The 16,151-nt window shown below is 64.8% G+C and carries 14 protein-coding genes; 3 read left to right on the plus strand and 11 right to left on the minus strand.

Annotated features, from left to right (window positions below):
• Positions 1-71: 71 nt before the first annotated feature.
• Positions 72-1,112 carry a phosphate ABC transporter substrate-binding protein PstS gene (pstS, locus tag H5407_RS10035; protein ID WP_183104312.1) on the minus strand — a complete coding sequence of 347 codons (1,041 nt, stop codon included), beginning with the start codon at positions 1,110-1,112 and terminating at the stop codon, positions 72-74.
• A 201-nt stretch (positions 1,113-1,313) separates the two neighbouring features.
• Here pstS and H5407_RS10040 point away from each other — a divergent pair, with 201 nt between their 5' ends.
• The gene (locus H5407_RS10040; protein ID WP_183104313.1) at positions 1,314-1,796 is read left to right on the plus strand and encodes a fasciclin domain-containing protein; all 483 of its coding nucleotides are present in this window, start codon (positions 1,314-1,316) and stop codon (positions 1,794-1,796) included.
• Positions 1,797-1,894: 98 nt separating this feature from the next.
• Here the strand turns inward: H5407_RS10040 and glmM are convergent, their stop codons facing one another.
• From glmM to H5407_RS10060, 4 genes are all read right to left on the minus strand, one after another.
• Positions 1,895-3,229, minus strand: coding sequence for a phosphoglucosamine mutase (gene glmM / locus H5407_RS10045; RefSeq protein ID WP_183104314.1), 1,335 nt, complete (start codon positions 3,227-3,229; stop codon positions 1,895-1,897).
• Positions 3,230-3,282: 53 nt separating this feature from the next.
• Positions 3,283-4,116 carry a dihydropteroate synthase gene (gene folP, locus H5407_RS10050; RefSeq protein WP_183104315.1) on the minus strand — a complete coding sequence of 278 codons (834 nt, stop codon included), beginning with the start codon at positions 4,114-4,116 and terminating at the stop codon, positions 3,283-3,285.
• 90 nt (positions 4,117-4,206) lie between these two features.
• A complete protein-coding gene (gene ftsH, locus H5407_RS10055) occupies positions 4,207-6,093 on the minus strand; it encodes an ATP-dependent zinc metalloprotease FtsH (RefSeq protein ID WP_183104316.1) in 1,887 nt (628 codons plus the stop codon).
• A 159-nt stretch (positions 6,094-6,252) separates the two neighbouring features.
• Entirely contained in the window at positions 6,253-6,921 is a 669-nt protein-coding gene (locus tag H5407_RS10060) for an RlmE family RNA methyltransferase (RefSeq protein ID WP_183104317.1), read from the minus strand.
• A gap of 31 nt (positions 6,922-6,952) precedes the next feature.
• On the opposite strand from H5407_RS10060, the gene yhbY reads away from it, so the two are divergent.
• A complete protein-coding gene (gene yhbY / locus H5407_RS10065; RefSeq protein WP_183104318.1) occupies positions 6,953-7,426 on the plus strand; it encodes a ribosome assembly RNA-binding protein YhbY in 474 nt (157 codons plus the stop codon).
• Positions 7,427-7,496: 70 nt separating this feature from the next.
• Here the strand turns inward: yhbY and H5407_RS10070 are convergent, their stop codons facing one another.
• The 5 genes from H5407_RS10070 to H5407_RS10090 all read right to left on the minus strand — a co-directional run bounded on the left by H5407_RS10070 (position 7,497) and on the right by H5407_RS10090 (position 13,789).
• The gene (locus H5407_RS10070; protein ID WP_183104319.1) at positions 7,497-7,922 is read right to left on the minus strand and encodes a DUF4149 domain-containing protein; all 426 of its coding nucleotides are present in this window, start codon (positions 7,920-7,922) and stop codon (positions 7,497-7,499) included.
• 135 nt (positions 7,923-8,057) lie between these two features.
• Positions 8,058-8,534 (minus strand): transcription elongation factor GreA, encoded by a 477-nt coding sequence (greA, locus tag H5407_RS10075; RefSeq protein ID WP_183104320.1) that lies wholly within the window; start codon positions 8,532-8,534, stop codon positions 8,058-8,060.
• Positions 8,535-8,652: 118 nt separating this feature from the next.
• Positions 8,653-11,919 (minus strand): carbamoyl-phosphate synthase large subunit, encoded by a 3,267-nt coding sequence (carB, locus tag H5407_RS10080; protein WP_183104321.1) that lies wholly within the window; start codon positions 11,917-11,919, stop codon positions 8,653-8,655.
• A 24-nt stretch (positions 11,920-11,943) separates the two neighbouring features.
• Positions 11,944-13,104, minus strand: coding sequence for a glutamine-hydrolyzing carbamoyl-phosphate synthase small subunit (carA, locus tag H5407_RS10085; RefSeq protein ID WP_183104322.1), 1,161 nt, complete (start codon positions 13,102-13,104; stop codon positions 11,944-11,946).
• A 280-nt stretch (positions 13,105-13,384) separates the two neighbouring features.
• Complete coding sequence (locus H5407_RS10090; RefSeq protein WP_183104323.1) at positions 13,385-13,789, minus strand: heme-binding protein; 405 nt, start codon at positions 13,787-13,789, stop codon at positions 13,385-13,387.
• 160 nt (positions 13,790-13,949) lie between these two features.
• Here H5407_RS10090 and H5407_RS10095 point away from each other — a divergent pair, with 160 nt between their 5' ends.
• Positions 13,950-14,639: a Bax inhibitor-1/YccA family protein gene (locus H5407_RS10095; protein WP_183104324.1), complete on the plus strand. Its 690-nt coding sequence runs from the start codon at positions 13,950-13,952 to the stop codon at positions 14,637-14,639.
• A gap of 104 nt (positions 14,640-14,743) precedes the next feature.
• Here H5407_RS10095 and rlmD read toward each other — a convergent pair whose 3' ends face one another.
• Positions 14,744-16,108, minus strand: a complete 1,365-nt coding sequence (gene rlmD, locus H5407_RS10100; protein ID WP_183104325.1) for a 23S rRNA (uracil(1939)-C(5))-methyltransferase RlmD — start codon at positions 16,106-16,108, stop codon at positions 14,744-14,746.
• Positions 16,109-16,151 lie beyond the last annotated feature (43 nt).

Consider the following 16,151-nt stretch of genomic DNA (forward strand, 5'->3'; position numbering starts at 1 on the left):
GATACGCACAAGCCCCGGCGCCGGGCTGCAGCGTCGGGGTCTGTGTCGCATGGGCGGCTGCTTCTCTGTGCTTACTTGAGGCTGATGGCCTTGCCGGCAGCGTCCTTGATCTGGTCCGCCCATTGCTTGCGGATCAGGTCCTTGACCGAGGCCGGCAGCGGAACGTAGTCGAGGTCATCGGCCATCTTGTCGCCCTGGCTGTAGGCCCAGTCGAAGAACTTCAGGCTGGCAGCGGCGGCGGCGGGCTTGTCCTGCACCTTGTGCATCAGGATGAAGGTGGCACCGGTGATGGGCCAGCTGTCCTTGCCAGCCTGCTCGGTCAGCACCTGGTAGAAGCTCTTGTTCCACTCGGCGCCGGCGGCCGCTGCCTTGAAGGCATCATCGCTGGGCGAGACATAGTTGCCGGCGGCGTTCTTCAGCTGCACGAAGGCCATCTTGTTCTGCTTGGCATAGGCGTACTCCACGTAACCGATGGAGTTGGGCAGGCGCATCACGAAGGCCGACACACCCTCGTTGCCTTTGCCGCCCGTACCCGTCGGCCAGTTCACGGCCGTGCCCTCGCCCACCTTGCTCTTCCACTCGGCATTGACCTTGGAGAGGTAGTTGGTGAAGAGGAAGCTGGTGCCCGAGCCATCAGCACGGCGCACCGGGGCGATGGCGGCGTCAGGCAGAGCCACGCCGGGGTTCAGGGCGGTGATGGCAGCATCGTTCCACTTGCTGATCTTGCCCAGGTAAATGTCGCCCAGCACGGCCCCGGTGAGCTTCAGCTGACCAGGGTTCACACCCTTGATGTTCACCACGGGGACCACGCCGCCAATGACGGTGGGGAACTGCAGCAGGCCGTCCTTGGCCAGCTCGTCGTCCTTCAGGGGCGCGTCGGAGGCGCCGAAGTCCACGGTCTTGGCCTTGATCTGGCGGATGCCTGCACCGGAGCCCACCGACTGATAGTTGATGCGTGCGCCATTGGCCTTGTGATAGGCATCGGCCCACTTGGCATACACGGGCGCCGGGAAGGAGGCGCCAGCGCCCGTCACGTCCTGCGCTTGAGCCAGGCCGCAGGCGGCGGCGAATGCAGTCATCAGGAGGCCGGTGCGGATCAGCTTGTTTGTCATTTCAGTCCTATCGCGTTATGGGTTGTTGAGCGATGAACGCAATGCTATGACCGCTCTGTGACGGGTACGTGACACAGATGACAGCCGCATTCCCCCTGCTGACCGGGGCAGCTGAATTGTCATACGGCGTTCACCGCCCTGTCATGTCACCTGCCTACGCTGCCGGGCATCGCCCTTTTACAGCCAAGCTGGAGACTCGACATGACCCATCTGACCCGCTTCCTGGCGCTCAGCGCCACCCTGTTCGGCCTGGTGGCCTGCGCCACCGCCCCGGCACCGGCCCCGCTGGCCGACACCCTGGGCCGCGATCCCCAGCTGAGCACCTTCAACCGCCTGGTCGCGCAGGCCGGCCTCACCGAGGAACTGCGCGCCGCCGGCCCGCTGACCGTGTTCGCACCCTCCGACGAGGCCTTCAAGGCCCTGCCCGCCGCCACCCTGGACAAGCTCAGCCAGGACAAGGAGCAGCTCAAGGCCGTCCTGCACCTGCACATGCTGGCCAGCAAGCTGCCGGCTGCTGAGGTGAAGAACAGCACCCCCAAGAGCCTGCAAGGCAGCGCCCTGGCCCTGGCGCGCGCGGGTGATTTCGTGACGGTGGAAGATGCCGTGGTCCAGCGTGCCGACATCGGCGCCACCAACGGTGTCGCCCATGTGATCGACCGCGTGCTGCTGCCGGCCAAGAAGTAAGCCGGCGGACGGCTCCTCGGCCGGCGCATCTCAAGACCAAGCACCAAAGCAAAGGGCGCCTTCACAGGCGCCCTTTTTTTGACCGCGCGCTGAACGAATCAGCCGCGCACGGTAGCCGCCATGCGCTCGGCGCAGGACTGGGCCAGAGCCGCATCGCTAGCCTCGACCATCACACGCAGCAGCGGCTCGGTGCCGGAGGCGCGAATCAGCACGCGGCCACGTTCACCCAGCTCAGCCGTCACCTCGGCCTGCACGCGGGCCAGCTCGGCGTTGCCCTTCCAGTCCTGCCCGGGTTGCATGCGGACGTTGATCAGGGTCTGCGGGAACAGGGTCACCCCCTCCAACTGCTCGGCCAGGCTCTTGCCGGTGCGGCAGATGGCGGACAGCACGAGCAGCGCGCTGACCATGCCGTCGCCCGTGGTGTGCTTGTCCAGGGCCAGCAGGTGGCCCGAGCCCTCGCCGCCCAGCTGCCAGCCGCGCGAGATCAGCTCTTCCAGCACGTAGCGGTCACCCACCTTGGCGCGGACGAAATCGACATCGCGCCTCTTGAGGGCAAGCTCGACGGCCATGTTGGTCATCAGGGTGCCCACGGCGCCCGGCACACGCTGGCCCTGGGCCAGGCGGTCTGCAACCATCACATAGAGCAGCTCGTCGCCGTTGTAGAGACGGCCAGCGGCATCGACGAACTGCAGGCGGTCAGCGTCGCCATCCAGCGCGATGCCGTAGTGCGCCCCGTGTTCCTTGACGGCTTTCACCAGCGCAGCCGGTGCCGTGGCGCCCACGCCATCATTGATGTTGAAGCCGTCCGGGCTGCAGCCAATGGAGATCACCTCGGCGCCCAGCTCATGGAGCACGTCGGGCGCCACGTGATAGGCCGCGCCATGGGCCGCATCGACCACCAGCTTCAGGCCGCGCAGGCTCAAGTCCTGGCTGAAGGAGGCCTTGCAGAACTCGATGTACCGGCCACGGGCATCCTGCAGGCGGCGGGCACGCCCCAGGCTGGCGGAGTCCACCCAGGAGGCCGGCTCTTCCAGGGCCTGCTCGACGGCGATCTCCCAGGCATCGGGCAGCTTCTCGCCCTTGGCGGAGAAGAACTTGATGCCGTTGTCCGCAAAGGGGTTGTGGGAGGCCGAGATCACCACACCCAGGTCCTGGCGCAGAGCGCGCGTGAGGTAGGCGACGCCTGGCGTGGGCAGCGGACCCGTGAGCCAGACGTCCACGCCGGCCGAGGCAAAGCCGGCTTCCAGCGAGGACTCCAGCATGTAGCCGGAGATGCGCGTGTCCTTGCCGATCAGCACACTGGGGCGTGCGGCGCCATTGCGGCGCAGCACCTTGCCCACGGCATGGCCCAGGCGCAGCATGAAGTCCGGCGTGATCGGCGATTGGCCGACGGTACCGCGGATACCGTCAGTCCCGAAATAGCTACGGCTCATTGCGAGCTTCCTCCGAATTTTGAATGGGTGGCATTCTCGCCGATCAGACCGGCTCAGGCGCCTGCGCCACCGCCGGCCCCCCATACCTGCAGGGCGTCCACGGTGGCGGCCACATCGTGCACGCGCAGCACCCGCGCCCCATGGCTGAGGGCCAGCAGCGCTGCCGCCAGACTGCCAGGCAGTCGCTGCTCAACCGTACGCCCCGTAACAACTCCGATGGCCGACTTGCGCGAAAGACCCGCCAGCAGGGGGTAGCCCAGGGCCTTCAGCTCCGCCTGACGGCGCAGCAGCTCGAAGTTCTGCTCGACAGTCTTGGCGAATCCGTAGCCCGGGTCCAGCACGATGCGTTCGGCGGCCACGCCCTTTGTCCGCAGGGCCTGGGCACGCTCGCTCAGGAATTGAGCCACCTCCGCCACCACATCGGCATAGTCGGTCAGGGACTGCATGCTGCCGGAGTCCCCGCGCATGTGCATGAGGCAGGCGCCCAGTTGCGGATGCGCCAGCATCACCGCCTCGGCGCCAGGGTCACGCAGGGCGAGGATGTCATTGAGGATGTCCACGCCGAGGTCGGCTGCACGACGCATCAGCTCCGCCTTGCAGGTATCGATGGACACCGGCACGCCCAGGCTCAGCGCGCCGCGCAGCACGCCCTCGATGCGCTGCCATTCCTCGTCCGCACTGAGCCGCGGCGCACCCGGCCGGCTGGACTCGCCCCCGATATCCAGGATGTGCGCCCCCTCCTTCAGCAGCTGCTCGCAGTGCGCCAGCGCCGCAGCAGTGCCAGCATGCCGGCCGCCATCGGAGAAGGAATCGGGCGTCGCGTTGACGATGCCCATGACCTGCGGGGTCCGGAGGTCAATGCGAAAGCGGGTGGTCTGCCAGAACATCGTTAAGGGAGCCAGCGCCGGCTCCGTCAGGTCGGTGAAAAGAAAAAGGCCCGTCTCTGGGAGACAGGCCTCGCGCTTCAAAGCAGCAGGTCAGGCGGCGGCAGGTGCGCCATCCGTGCTGACCGGCGGCGTGCCGCCGTTGCTGGGGCCGCTGCTGGTGCTGGGGGATTCACCAGGGCCGCGCGGGGGCTTTCCGGCCATGATGTCCAGCACCTGGTCGCGGTCGATGGTCTCCCACTTCATCAGGGCGTCGGTCATCACCTCGACCTTGTCGCGGTTGTCCTCGAGGATTTTCTGCGCCACGGCGTACTGCTCATCGAGGATGCGGCGCATCTCGGCATCGACCTTCTGCTGCGTGTTCTCGCTGATGTTGGCGGTCTTGGTCATGCTGCGACCGAGGAAGACTTCGCCCTCGTTCTCTGCATAGACCATCGGGCCCAGCAGCTCGCTCATGCCGTAGCGGGTGACCATGTCGCGGGCGATGCGGGTGGCACGCTCGTAGTCGTTGGAAGCACCGGTGGAGATGTCCTTGACGAACAGGTCCTCGGCGATACGGCCACCGAAGAGGATGCTGATCTCGTTGAGCATCTGCTTGTAGTAGCGGCTGTACTGGTCACGCTCGGGCAATTGCCAGGTCACGCCCAGGGCGCGGCCGCGCGGCATGATGGTGACCTTGTGCACCGGGTCCGTGCCTGGCAGGCACTCGGCCACGATCGCATGGCCCGACTCGTGGTAGGCGGTGGCCCGCTTCTCCTCGTCGGTCATCACCATGCTCTTGCGCTCGGGGCCCATGTAGAGCTTGTCCTTGGCGCGCTCGAAGTCGATCATCTCAACAGTGCGGGCGTTGCGGCGAGCCGCGAACAGCGCGGCCTCGTTGACCAGGTTGGCCAGGTCAGCACCGCTCATGCCGGGCGTGCCGCGGGCCAGGATGGACGCATTGACGTCCTGGCCGATGGGCACCTTACGCATGTGCACGTTCAGGATCTGTTCGCGGCCGCGGATGTCCGGCAGGGTCACATAGACCTGACGGTCGAAGCGGCCGGGGCGCAGCAGTGCCGGGTCCAGGATGTCCGGACGGTTGGTGGCGGCGATCACGATGACGCCCAGGTTGGTGTCGAAGCCGTCCATCTCGACCAGCATCTGGTTGAGGGTCTGCTCACGCTCGTCATTGCCACCGCCCAGACCGGCGCCACGGTGCCGGCCGACGGCGTCGATTTCGTCGATGAAGATGATGCAGGGCGCACTCTTCTTGGCCTGCTCGAACATGTCACGGACACGGGCAGCGCCCACGCCCACGAACATCTCGACGAAGTCCGAGCCCGAGATCGTGAAGAAAGGCACCTTGGCCTCGCCAGCGATGGACTTGGCCAGCAGCGTCTTGCCGGTGCCCGGAGGGCCGACCATCAGCACGCCACGGGGGATGCGGCCACCGAGCTTCTGGAACTTCTGTGGATCCTTGAGGAAGTCCACCAGCTCCTTGACCTCTTCCTTGGCTTCGTCGCAGCCCGCGACGTCAGCGAAGGTGATGTTGTTGTTGGCCTCGTCCAGCATGCGGGCCTTGGACTTGCCGAAGCTGAAGGCACCGCCTTTGCCGCCGCCCTGCATCTGGCGCATGAAGTAGATCCACACGCCGATCAGCAGGATCATGGGCCCCCAGCTGATGAGCAGGGTCTGCAGCACGGAGGGCTCGTCATCGGCCTTGCCAACGACCTGCACGCCGTACTTCATCAGGTCATCGACCATCCAGATGTGCCCCGGCTGGACGATGGTGTAGGGCACGCCATCGTTGGGGGTGACCTTGACCACGCGCCCTTGCGTCTCGACCCGCTTGATCTTGCCGGCCTTCGCGTCGTCCATGAACTGGGTATAGGTCACGGCATCGACAGGGCGCTGCTTGTCGAACTGCTTGAACACGGTGAACAGCACCAAAGCGATCACCAGCCAAACAGCTACCTTCGAGAACCACTGATTGTTCACCGCGACTCCTTATTCCATTCCACATGCCGCAGGGAGCGGCTGATGCACGGCATATGGGGTTGATTCTATTGCAGTCAAGAGCTGAGGCCGGATTGTCAAATCCTTGCCGCGCTATAGCCAAAAGTCGCGCTTGCGATCTGGGCGTCACCGGGGCTTGATCTACTTCAAACCCATGCCGACCAGAAAGGTCTCGGCCGAGCGGTCTCGGGAGGCCTTGGGCTTGACGGCTCTCACCTTCCTGAAAGCCTTCTTAAACATTTCCACCAATTGGTTGTAGCCACTGCCATGGAAGACCTTGGCCACCAGAGCGCCCTCGGGCTTGAGGTGTTGCTGGGAGAAATCGATGGCCAGCTCGATCAGGTGCTCGATACGGGCGGCATCGGTGATCTCGATGCCGGAAAGGTTGGGCGCCATGTCCGAGACGACCACGTCCACCGGCTTGCCGTCCAGCGCTGCCTCCAGCGCATGGAGGACGGCCTCCTCGCGGAAGTCACCCTGGATGAACTGCACGCCCTCGACGGGCTCGAACTCGAGCAGGTCCAGCGCGATGATGGTGCCATTGAGCTCACCCACCGCAGCGCCACCCGCCCCCGCCTGCTTGGGCGCGAACCTGCGGCGCAGGTACTGGCTCCAGGCACCGGGCGAGGCGCCCAGATCGACGACCACCTGGCCCGGCTTGATCAGCCGCAGCTCTTCGTCGATCTCCTTGAGCTTGTAGGCCGCACGGGAGCGGTAGCCCTCCTTCTGGGCCTGGCGCACATAAGGGTCGTTGACGTGGTCATTGAGCCACGCCTTGTTGATCTTCTTGCTTTTGCTGTCGATTTTCATGATTTGGAGCGTCTGGCCCGATAATACGGCCATGCCTGCGATTCAACTGACCCCTGCCCAGCGCAAGGAAAAACGTGCCGACGCCCATCACCTCGACCCCGTCGTGATGATTGGCGCCGATGGACTCACACCCGCTGTCGTGAAGGAAACCGACCACGCCCTGAAGGCCCACGGCCTGATCAAGGTCCGCGTGATGTCGGATGACCGCGAGATGCGTGGCGCCATTCTCGACCAGCTCGCCGACGAGCTTGACGCCGCCCCCATCCAGCACATCGGCAAGCTGCTGATCCTGTGGCGCCCCATCCCCGAGAAGGAGCGCAACGAGCGCGAAGGCGGCATGCCCGCGCCCAAGGTGGTGAAGATCGTCAAGTTCTCCAAGAACGGCAACAGCCGCCCCACCATCAAGAAGGTCCAGTTGCTGGGCAACCAGCGCGTGGCCCAAGGTGGCGAGATCAAGCGTGCCAAGCCCAAGCAGCGCAGCGTGAAGAAGCGCGTCGCCGACTGAACACCGCCGACACCAGCCGGCCAGGACCGCCGCCCTCGGGCGCCGGTCCTCTTTTTTTGCAATCGATGACTCAGCGGCGGCTGGTGCGCCAGGCCAGGCCCAGCACCAGCACCAGCTTGACCGCGAACACCGCGGACGAGAGGCCGTGCAGGGCACCAAAGCTGAGGGCGCCCTGCCCTGCCCGCGCCTGAGCCATCAGCGGCTGCAAGCCGTAGTAGCCCAGCACCACGCAGAACAGCGCCCCCAACGGCAGCAACAGCTCCGGCGTGGTGATGCGCGAAGCCTCGGCCTCGCGCTGCACGCGCCGCTCCATCATCACCAGCAGCAACCCGAGCAGCAGACCCAACTGCGCATCCAGCTCGAACAGCCGCCCCACATAGTGCCCCGCCTCCGGCCGAGCCAGCACGCCAAACGCCACCGGCGCTGCGACACCAGCCACGCATAGAAGAAAGCCGCCCCACAGGGCGGCCAGCAAGGCCCGAACACGTATCAGCATCGGCAGGCTCCGTTGACAGGAGCCACCACACCCTGAGCCCCCGCACGGCCTTCCCGAGTGAAGGCCGGGGATCCGGCTCTACCGGGCCCTCGGCCTTGCCCCCTCGAGGGGGCCGGCGAAGCCGGTAGGGGGCGGTCAGACATACCGGACTTCGACGATCTCATAGCGCTTGACACCCCCAGGCGCATGCACCTCGGCCACGTCGCCGGCTTCCTTGCCAATCAGCGCGCGCGCGATGGGCGAGGAGATGGAGATCAGGCCCAGCTTCAGGTCGGCCTCGTCGTCGCCGACGATCTGGTAGGTCACTTCGTTGCCGGAGGCTTCCTCCTCCAGGTCCACCGTGGTGCCAAACACCACCTTGCCGCCAGCATCCACGTCCGCCGGGTCGATGACCTGGGCGGCCGCCAGCTTGCCCTCGATCTCCAGGATGCGGCCTTCGATGAAGCCCTGCTTGTCCTTGGCAGCCTCGTACTCGGCGTTCTCAGACAGATCACCCTGGGCACGCGCCTCGGCGATGGCATTGATCACGGCATGACGCTCGACTGTCTTGAGTCGATGCAGTTCTTCCTTCAGCTTTTCAGCGCCGCGCTTGGTCAGAGGGATCGTGGCCATACATAGAACCTTGATTGACAAAACAAGACCGCCGCAGGGACTCGCTAGGAGCCGCAGCGGCGGTTTTTGAGGCCGGACCGGCGCCCAAAGCTTGGGAGCGGTCCGGCAGGTCTGCAGTTTAGTGCAGTTCGGTGTGCAGTTCCTGCAGGGATTGCACGAGCAGGCCATCCTTGTGCTTCATCCCCTCCACGGCAGCCTCGCAGCCCGCCATGGTGGTGTAGTAGGTCACGCGGTTGGCCAGGGCGGCCTGGCGAATGTGACGGCTGTCGGCGATGGCAGTGCGGGTCTCGTCCACGGTGGTGAAGACGAGCTGGATGTCGCCGCCCTTGATCATGTCAACGATGTGAGGGCGGCCGTCCTTGACCTTGTTGACCAGTTGCACCGGCACGCCCGCCTCGCTGATGGCCGCAGCCGTGCCCTTGGTGGCGACAACGCCGAAGCCCAGCGCATGCAGATCACGAGCAACGGCGACCGCACGGGACTTGTCGTTGTTCTTCACCGTGATCAGCACATTGCCCTGGCGCGGCAGGCGGCTGCCAGCCCCCAACTGGCTCTTGAGCATGGCCTCGCCGAAGGTGCGTCCGGCCCCCATGACTTCGCCCGTCGAACGCATTTCCGGGCTGAGGATGGGGTCCACGCCGGGGAACTTGTTGAAGGGGAAGACGGCTTCCTTGACGCTGAAGTACGGCGGCACCACCTCGTGGGGCACCTCACCCTTGCGGTCCTTCTGCTGGGCCAGCTTCTGGCCGGCCATGCAGCGGGCCGCGATCTTGGCCAGTTGCTGGCCCGTGGCCTTGGACACGAAGGGCACGGTGCGCGAGGCGCGCGGGTTCACTTCCAGCACGTAGACCTGGTTCTCGCCCAGGCCCTTGGTGACGTCACCCTGGATCGCGAACTGCACGTTCATCAAGCCGACCACCTTCAGTGCGCGAGCCATGGCCGCCGACTGGCGGCGAAGCTCGTCCTGCAACTCGGCAGACAGGGTGTACGGCGGCAGCGAGCAGGCGGAGTCGCCCGAGTGGATGCCAGCGGCCTCCACGTGCTCCATGATGCCGCCGATCATCACCGCCTCACCATCGGAGATGCAGTCCACATCGACCTCGACAGCGTCTTGCAGGAAGTGGTCCAGCAGCACGGGGGACTTGTCGGAGACGCGCACCGCTTCGCGCATGTAGCGCTCCAGGTCCTTGTCGCCGTGCACGATCTCCATCGCACGGCCGCCCAGCACATAGCTCGGGCGCACGACCAGCGGGTAGCCGATCTCCTGGGCCAGGGCCACGGCCTCGTCCTCGCTGCGCGCAGTGCGGTTGGGCGGCTGCTTCAGGCCCAGCTCATGCAGCAGCTTCTGGAAGCGCTCGCGGTCCTCTGCGATGTCAATGGAATCGGGCGTCGTGCCGATGATGGGCACGCCGTTGGCTTCCAGGTCCAGGGCCAGCTTCAGCGGCGTCTGGCCGCCGTATTGCACGATCACGCCGACGGGCCTTTCCTTATCGACGATCTCCAGCACGTCTTCCAGGGTCACCGGCTCGAAGTAGAGGCGGTCCGAGGTGTCGTAGTCGGTCGATACGGTCTCAGGATTGCAGTTGACCATGATGGTCTCGTAGCCGTCCTCGCGCATGGCGAGAGCGGCATGGACGCAGCAGTAGTCGAATTCGATGCCCTGGCCGATCCGGTTCGGGCCACCGCCCAGCACCATGATCTTCTTCTTGTCCGTCGGCGCGGCCTCGCACTCCTCGTCATAGGTGGAGTACATATAGGCGGTCTGCGTCTCGAACTCGGCGGCGCAGGTGTCAACCCGCTTGTAGACCGGGCGGATGCCCTGTGCGTGGCGAGCGCGGCGCACTTCGTGCTGGTTGGTGCCCAGCAGCTTGGCGATGCGCTTATCGGAAAAGCCCTTCTGCTTCAGGAAGCGCAGCTCATCCTTGCTCAGCGAGGCCAAGGCGCGGCCCTTGAGGGTTTGTTCGATCTGGATCAGCTGCTCGATCTGGGCCAGGAACCAGGGGTCCACGGCGGTCTCGTCGAAAACCTCCTGCAGGCTCATGCCGATGCGGAAAGCGTCGGCCAGGAAGAGAATGCGCTCGGGGCCGGGCTCGCCGATTTCCTGAACGATTTCTTCACGATCGGTCGAGCGCTCGGTCAGGCCGTCGATGCCGGTCTCCAGGCCGCGCAGAGCCTTCTGGAACGATTCCTGGAAGCTGCGGCCCATGGCCATCACTTCACCCACGGACTTCATCTGCGTGGTCAGGTGCGAATCGGCCATCGGGAACTTCTCGAAGGCAAAGCGCGGAATCTTGGTGACCACGTAATCGATCGAGGGCTCGAAGGACGCCGGGGTCGCACCGCCGGTGATGTCGTTCTTCAGCTCGTCCAGCGTATAGCCCACGGCCAGTTTGGCGGCCACCTTGGCGATCGGGAAGCCCGTGGCCTTGGAGGCCAGCGCCGACGAGCGCGACACGCGCGGGTTCATCTCGATCACGATCATGCGACCGTTCTTGGGGTTGATCGAGAACTGCACGTTCGAGCCACCGGTGTCCACGCCGATCTCGCGCAGGATGGCGATGGAAGCGTTGCGCAGCAGCTGGTACTCCTTGTCGGTCAGCGTCTGCGCCGGGGCCACGGTGATGGAGTCACCGGTGTGGATGCCCATGGGGTCCAGATTCTCGATGGAGCACACGATGATGCAGTTGTCCGCCTTGTCGCGGACCACTTCCATCTCGTATTCCTTCCAGCCGATCAGCGATTCCTCGATGAGCAGCTCGTTGGTAGGCGAGAGGTCCAAGCCGCGCTTGCAGATTTCCTCGAATTCCTCGGGGTTGTAGGCAATACCACCGCCGGTGCCGCCCAACGTGAAGCTGGGGCGAATCACCATGGGGAAGCCCGCGCCGCCGATCTCGGCATGGATGCGCTTCTGCACGGCCCAGGCCTCTTCCATGGTGTGGGCAATGCCGGACTTGGCCGAGTCCAGGCCGATCTTGGTCATTGCGTCCTTGAACTTCAGGCGGTCTTCCGCCTTCTCGATGGCCTTCTCGTTCGCGCCAATCATCTCCACGTTGTACTTGGCCAGCACGCCGTGCTTGTGCAGGTCCAGGGCGCAGTTCAGCGCGGTCTGGCCGCCCATGGTGGGCAGGACGGCGTCCGGACGCTCCTTGGCGATGATCTTCTCGACCACCTGCCAGGTGATGGGCTCGATATAGGTCACATCGGCCGTGTCCGGGTCCGTCATGATGGTCGCAGGATTGCTGTTGACCAGGATGACCTTGTAGCCTTCCTCGCGCAGGGCCTTGCAGGCCTGGGCGCCGGAGTAGTCGAACTCGCAGGCCTGACCGATGATGATGGGGCCGGCGCCGATGATGAGAATGCTCTTGATGTCGCTGCGTTTTGCCATTGTTTGTTCTCCTTCTCTTCGGCTTTAGGCCTTGGCCATCAGACCGATGAACCGGTCGAACAGGTAAGCGATGTCATGCGGACCCGGGCTCGCCTCGGGGTGGCCCTGGAAGCAGAAGGCAGGCTTGTCGGTGCGGGCCAGGCCTTGCAACGTGCCGTCAAACAGGCTGATGTGCGTGGGGCGCAGATTGGCTGGCAGCGTGGCGGCGTCCACAGCGAAGCCATGGTTCTGGCTGGTGATGGAGACGCGCTGGTTGTCCAGGTCTTTCACGGGGTGGTTGCCGCCGTGGTGACCGAACTTCATCTTGAAGGTCTTGGCGCCGCTGGCCAGGGCCATGATCTGGTGACCCAGGCAGATGCCGAAGGTCGGAATGCCTGCATCGATCAATTGGCGGGCCGCCTCGATGGCGTAGTCACAGGGTTCAGGATCCCCGGGGCCGTTAGAGAGGAAAACGCCATCCGGCTCCAGATCGAAGACCGCGCTGGCAGGCGTCTGGGCAGGCACGACAGTGATCTTGCAGCCGCGCGAGGCCAGCATGCGCAGGATGTTGCGCTTCACGCCGAAGTCGTAGGCCACCACGTGGAACTTGGGCGCAGCCTGGTCGCCGTAGCCCTTGCCCAGGACCCACTCGGTCTGAGTCCAGCTCTCGCGCTCCGTGCGGGACACCACCTTGGCCAGGTCCTGGCCAGCCATGCTGGGGGCCGCCTTGGCGCGGGCGATGGCGTCGGCAACATGGGTCTCGGTGATCGCTTCACCCACTGGGAGCGCCAGGATGCAACCGTTCTGGGCGCCATGGGCGCGGAGCACACGGGTGAGGCGCCGGGTGTCGAGGCCGGCGATGGCCACCGTGCCTTCATCCTTCAAGTACTGCTGGAGGCTGCGCGTCTTTCGGAAATTGGAATCAAGGACGGGGACTTCCTTGACGATCAGACCTGCGGCAAAGATCTTCTGGGCCTCGACATCCTCGTCATTGACGCCATAGTTGCCGATATGCGGGTACGTCAGGGTGACGATCTGCCGGCAATAGCTGGGGTCGGTGAGGATTTCCTGGTAACCGGTGAGCGAGGTGTTGAACACCACTTCGCCGACGGTATGACCGGCGGCGCCGATCGAGGTGCCTTTGAAGACCGTGCCGTCTGCCAGGGCGAGGATCGCTGAGGGGGAGGAAAGCAGATCGGGCAGCACGGGATTCTCCGTTATTGTGCGCACCCAGCTCTGCTCTGAAAAAGCCGCCACACACCAGAGGTCTGAGGCGGCTTGTGCGGTCCTGGGAAGTGCTTCCGAAAGACCTGAATCCGATGGGGAAACGGTTCGAGTTTCGCTGGGTGCGGGGTGGTTGCGGGTAAACCTGCTAAGTATAACCGAGCAGGGTAATTACCGAGCGAAGTTCCGCACAAAAAGTCCCGTCATCGACGGCAGGGACATTCGCGGGAAACGAACCCTCGCCTCGCCCAACGGCTCGGCTTCAGCCCAGCGCCGCAATGCCCGCGCGTGCGATCTGAGCATCCTCGCTGGACTTCACACCGCTGACACCGACAGCACCCACACAGAAGCCATCAACCATCACGGGCACGCCACCCTCAAGCAGACCAGACAGGCCGGGGGCGCTCAGGAAGGAGACGCGCCCTTGGTTGATCATGTCTTCGTAGACCTTGGACTCGCGACGTCCCAAGGCTGCCGTATGCGCCTTGGCTGGAGCGATCTGGGCGGAGATGGCCGCGGCGCCGTCCAGGCGCTGCAGCCACAGCAAGTGACCACCATCGTCCACGATGGCGATACTGACGGCCCAGTTGTTCTTTGCCGCCTCGGCTTCGGCTGCGGCGGCAATGCGCTTGACGTCTTCCAGGGCGAGATAGGGCTTATGCTTCATAGGGGATCTCGTGAACTTGAAAAATGCAGACAAGGCCTCACTTTAGCCTTGACCCGTCATGGGATTCGGCACGCAGATGGCAAAACTGTCGCTCTGCTCACCCTAGAATCGGTCGGGCCTGCCCCGTCCGGGCAGCCTGTCAATAAAACCGGAGAAATTCATGTACGACGTTCAAGGTCAGATCGGCAGCTTTGCCCAAGGCCTGGCCGCCGACCGGCAGCGTGTGCTGCGCAATACCTACTGGCTGCTGGCGCTTTCCATGGTCCCCACCGTGCTGGGTGCTTGGATCGGCGTGAGCACCGGCATCCTGGCCACCCTGGGCAGCGGCCCCAGCTTGCTTCTGTTCCTTGTAGGCGCCTTCGGCCTCATGTTCCTGGTTGAAAAGACCAAGAACAGCGCAGCCGGCGTGGCCTCGTTGCTGGCCTTCACGTTCTTCATGGGCCTGATGCTCTCCCGCCTGCTGAGCTTCGTGCTGGGTTTCTCCAACGGCCCCACGCTGATCATGACGGCCTTCGCAGGCACTGGCGCCATCTTCCTCGCCATGGCCAGCCTCGCCACGGTGATCAAGCGCGATCTGTCCGCCATGGGCAAGTTTCTGTTCGTCGGCGTGATCATCATGTTCGTGGCCGGCCTGGTGAACGTCTTCCTGCAGTCCTCAGCCCTGATGCTGACGCTGATGGTGCTGTCCATGGCCGTGTTCTCGGCCTTCATGGTGTATGACGTCAAGCGCATCATCGATGGCGGCGAGACCAACTACATCAGCGCCACCCTCGCCATCTACCTGGACATCTACAACGTATTCCAGAATCTGCTGGCGATGCTGGGCATCTTCGGCGGCGAACGCGACTGAGCGACAGCGCCCCTGCGAGCCAAGGCGTGCAGGGAGCACTCAAGAACAAAGGGCTCCGATATCACCGATATCGGAGCCCTTTTTCTTGGCACTGGCGCCGCGGCTCAGCGCTCAAAGACGGCGATGCTCTCCACATGGGCCGTATGCGGGAACATGTTCACCGCACTGGCCGCCGTGCAGCGGTAGCCGCCCACATTGACCAGCAGACCCGCATCGCGCGCCAGTGTGGCCGGATTGCAGGACACATACACGATGCGCCGTGGCGGCTGCCAGCCCGGTGCCAGGCTGGGATCCGCGCAGAGGTCTGCCAGGGCCTTGACCAGGGCGAAGGCGCCCTCCCGAGGCGGGTCCACCAGCCAGCGATCAGCATCGCCATCAGCCACCAGCATGGCGGGCGTCATCTCGAAGAGATTGCGTGCCACAAAGCGGGTCTTGTGGTCCAGCTTGTTGCGCCGGGCATTCTCACGCGAGCGCTGCACCAGCGCCTCGCTGCCCTCGATGCCCAGCACCTCGCGCGCCTGCGTGGCCAGCGGCAGCGTGAAGTTGCCGAGCCCGCAGAACCAGTCAATCACACGTTCATCCTTGTGCACCTCCAGCAGGCGCAGCGCGCGCCCCACCAGCACGGTATTGATGTGGTGATTGACCTGGGTAAAGTCCGTGGGCTTGAAGGGCATCAGGATGCCGAACTCGGGCAGTGTGTAGGCCAGCTCGGCGCCGCCGTCGTCCATGAGCCGGACAGTGTCCGGGCCCTTGGGCTGCAGCCACCACTGCACCTCGTGCTGCGCGGCGAAATCGCGCAGGCGCTGCTTGTCGGGCTCGCCCAGCGGTTCGAGGTGGCGCAGTACCAGGGCGGTGATCTGCCGCCCATCCACATCACCCATGGCCAGCTCGATCTGCGGCAGGCGGTCGCGCTCATCCATGCTGGCGATCAGGGCCCGCAGGGGCATCAGCAGGTCGCTCACCTTTTGCGGGAGGATGCGGCACTGCTGCATGTCGGCGATGTAGCGGCTCTTGCGCTCGTGGAAACCCACCAGCACCTCGCCCTTCTTCGCGACATAGCGCACCGACAAGCGCGCACGGTATCGGTAGCCCCAAGCCGGCCCTTCGATGGGGCGCAGCAGGCGCTCGGCCTTGACCTTGCCCAGGTGCCAGAGGTTGTCCTCGACCACCCGCTGCTTCACGGCCACCTGGGCCGCGACGTGCAGGTGCTGCATCTTGCAACCACCGCAGGCGCCGGCATGCAGGCCGAAGTGCGGGCAGCCCGGTGTCACCCGTTGCGAGCTTTCGCGGCGCAGGGCGACGAGGCTGCCCTGCTCCCAGTTGTTCTTCTTGCGGCCGACGGTGACTTGCACCTCTTCACCAGGCAGTGCGCCCTCGATGAAGACCACCTTGCCTTCGCTGTTGTGGGCGATGCCCTGCGCCTCGATGTCCAGGGACTCGACCTTGAGCCATTCTGATTGTTGCGTCATGGGCCGATTATCCCAGGGCCGGCGATACCGACTGGGGAGCCCG

It is taken from the genome of Mitsuaria sp. WAJ17 (assembly GCF_014174515.1).
GTDB lineage: Bacteria > Pseudomonadota > Gammaproteobacteria > Burkholderiales > Burkholderiaceae_C > Roseateles_B.

Bases quoted from the DNA above. Each gene is read 5' to 3' on its own strand.
- pstS (WP_183104312.1), bottom strand. From the start codon at position 1,112: ATGACAAACAAGCTGATCCGCACCGGCCTCCTGATGACTGCATTCGCC.
- H5407_RS10040 (WP_183104313.1), top strand. From the start codon at position 1,314: ATGACCCATCTGACCCGCTTCCTGGCGCTCAGCGCCACCCTGTTCGGC.
- glmM (WP_183104314.1), bottom strand. From the start codon at position 3,229: ATGAGCCGTAGCTATTTCGGGACTGACGGTATCCGCGGTACCGTCGGC.
- folP (WP_183104315.1), bottom strand. From the start codon at position 4,116: ATGTTCTGGCAGACCACCCGCTTTCGCATTGACCTCCGGACCCCGCAG.
- H5407_RS10060 (WP_183104317.1), bottom strand. From the start codon at position 6,921: ATGAAAATCGACAGCAAAAGCAAGAAGATCAACAAGGCGTGGCTCAAT.
- yhbY (WP_183104318.1), top strand. From the start codon at position 6,953: ATGCCTGCGATTCAACTGACCCCTGCCCAGCGCAAGGAAAAACGTGCC.
- H5407_RS10070 (WP_183104319.1), bottom strand. From the start codon at position 7,922: ATGCTGATACGTGTTCGGGCCTTGCTGGCCGCCCTGTGGGGCGGCTTT.
- greA (WP_183104320.1), bottom strand. From the start codon at position 8,534: ATGGCCACGATCCCTCTGACCAAGCGCGGCGCTGAAAAGCTGAAGGAA.
- carB (WP_183104321.1), bottom strand. From the start codon at position 11,919: ATGGCAAAACGCAGCGACATCAAGAGCATTCTCATCATCGGCGCCGGC.
- H5407_RS10090 (WP_183104323.1), bottom strand. From the start codon at position 13,789: ATGAAGCATAAGCCCTATCTCGCCCTGGAAGACGTCAAGCGCATTGCC.
- H5407_RS10095 (WP_183104324.1), top strand. From the start codon at position 13,950: ATGTACGACGTTCAAGGTCAGATCGGCAGCTTTGCCCAAGGCCTGGCC.
- rlmD (WP_183104325.1), bottom strand. From the start codon at position 16,108: ATGACGCAACAATCAGAATGGCTCAAGGTCGAGTCCCTGGACATCGAG.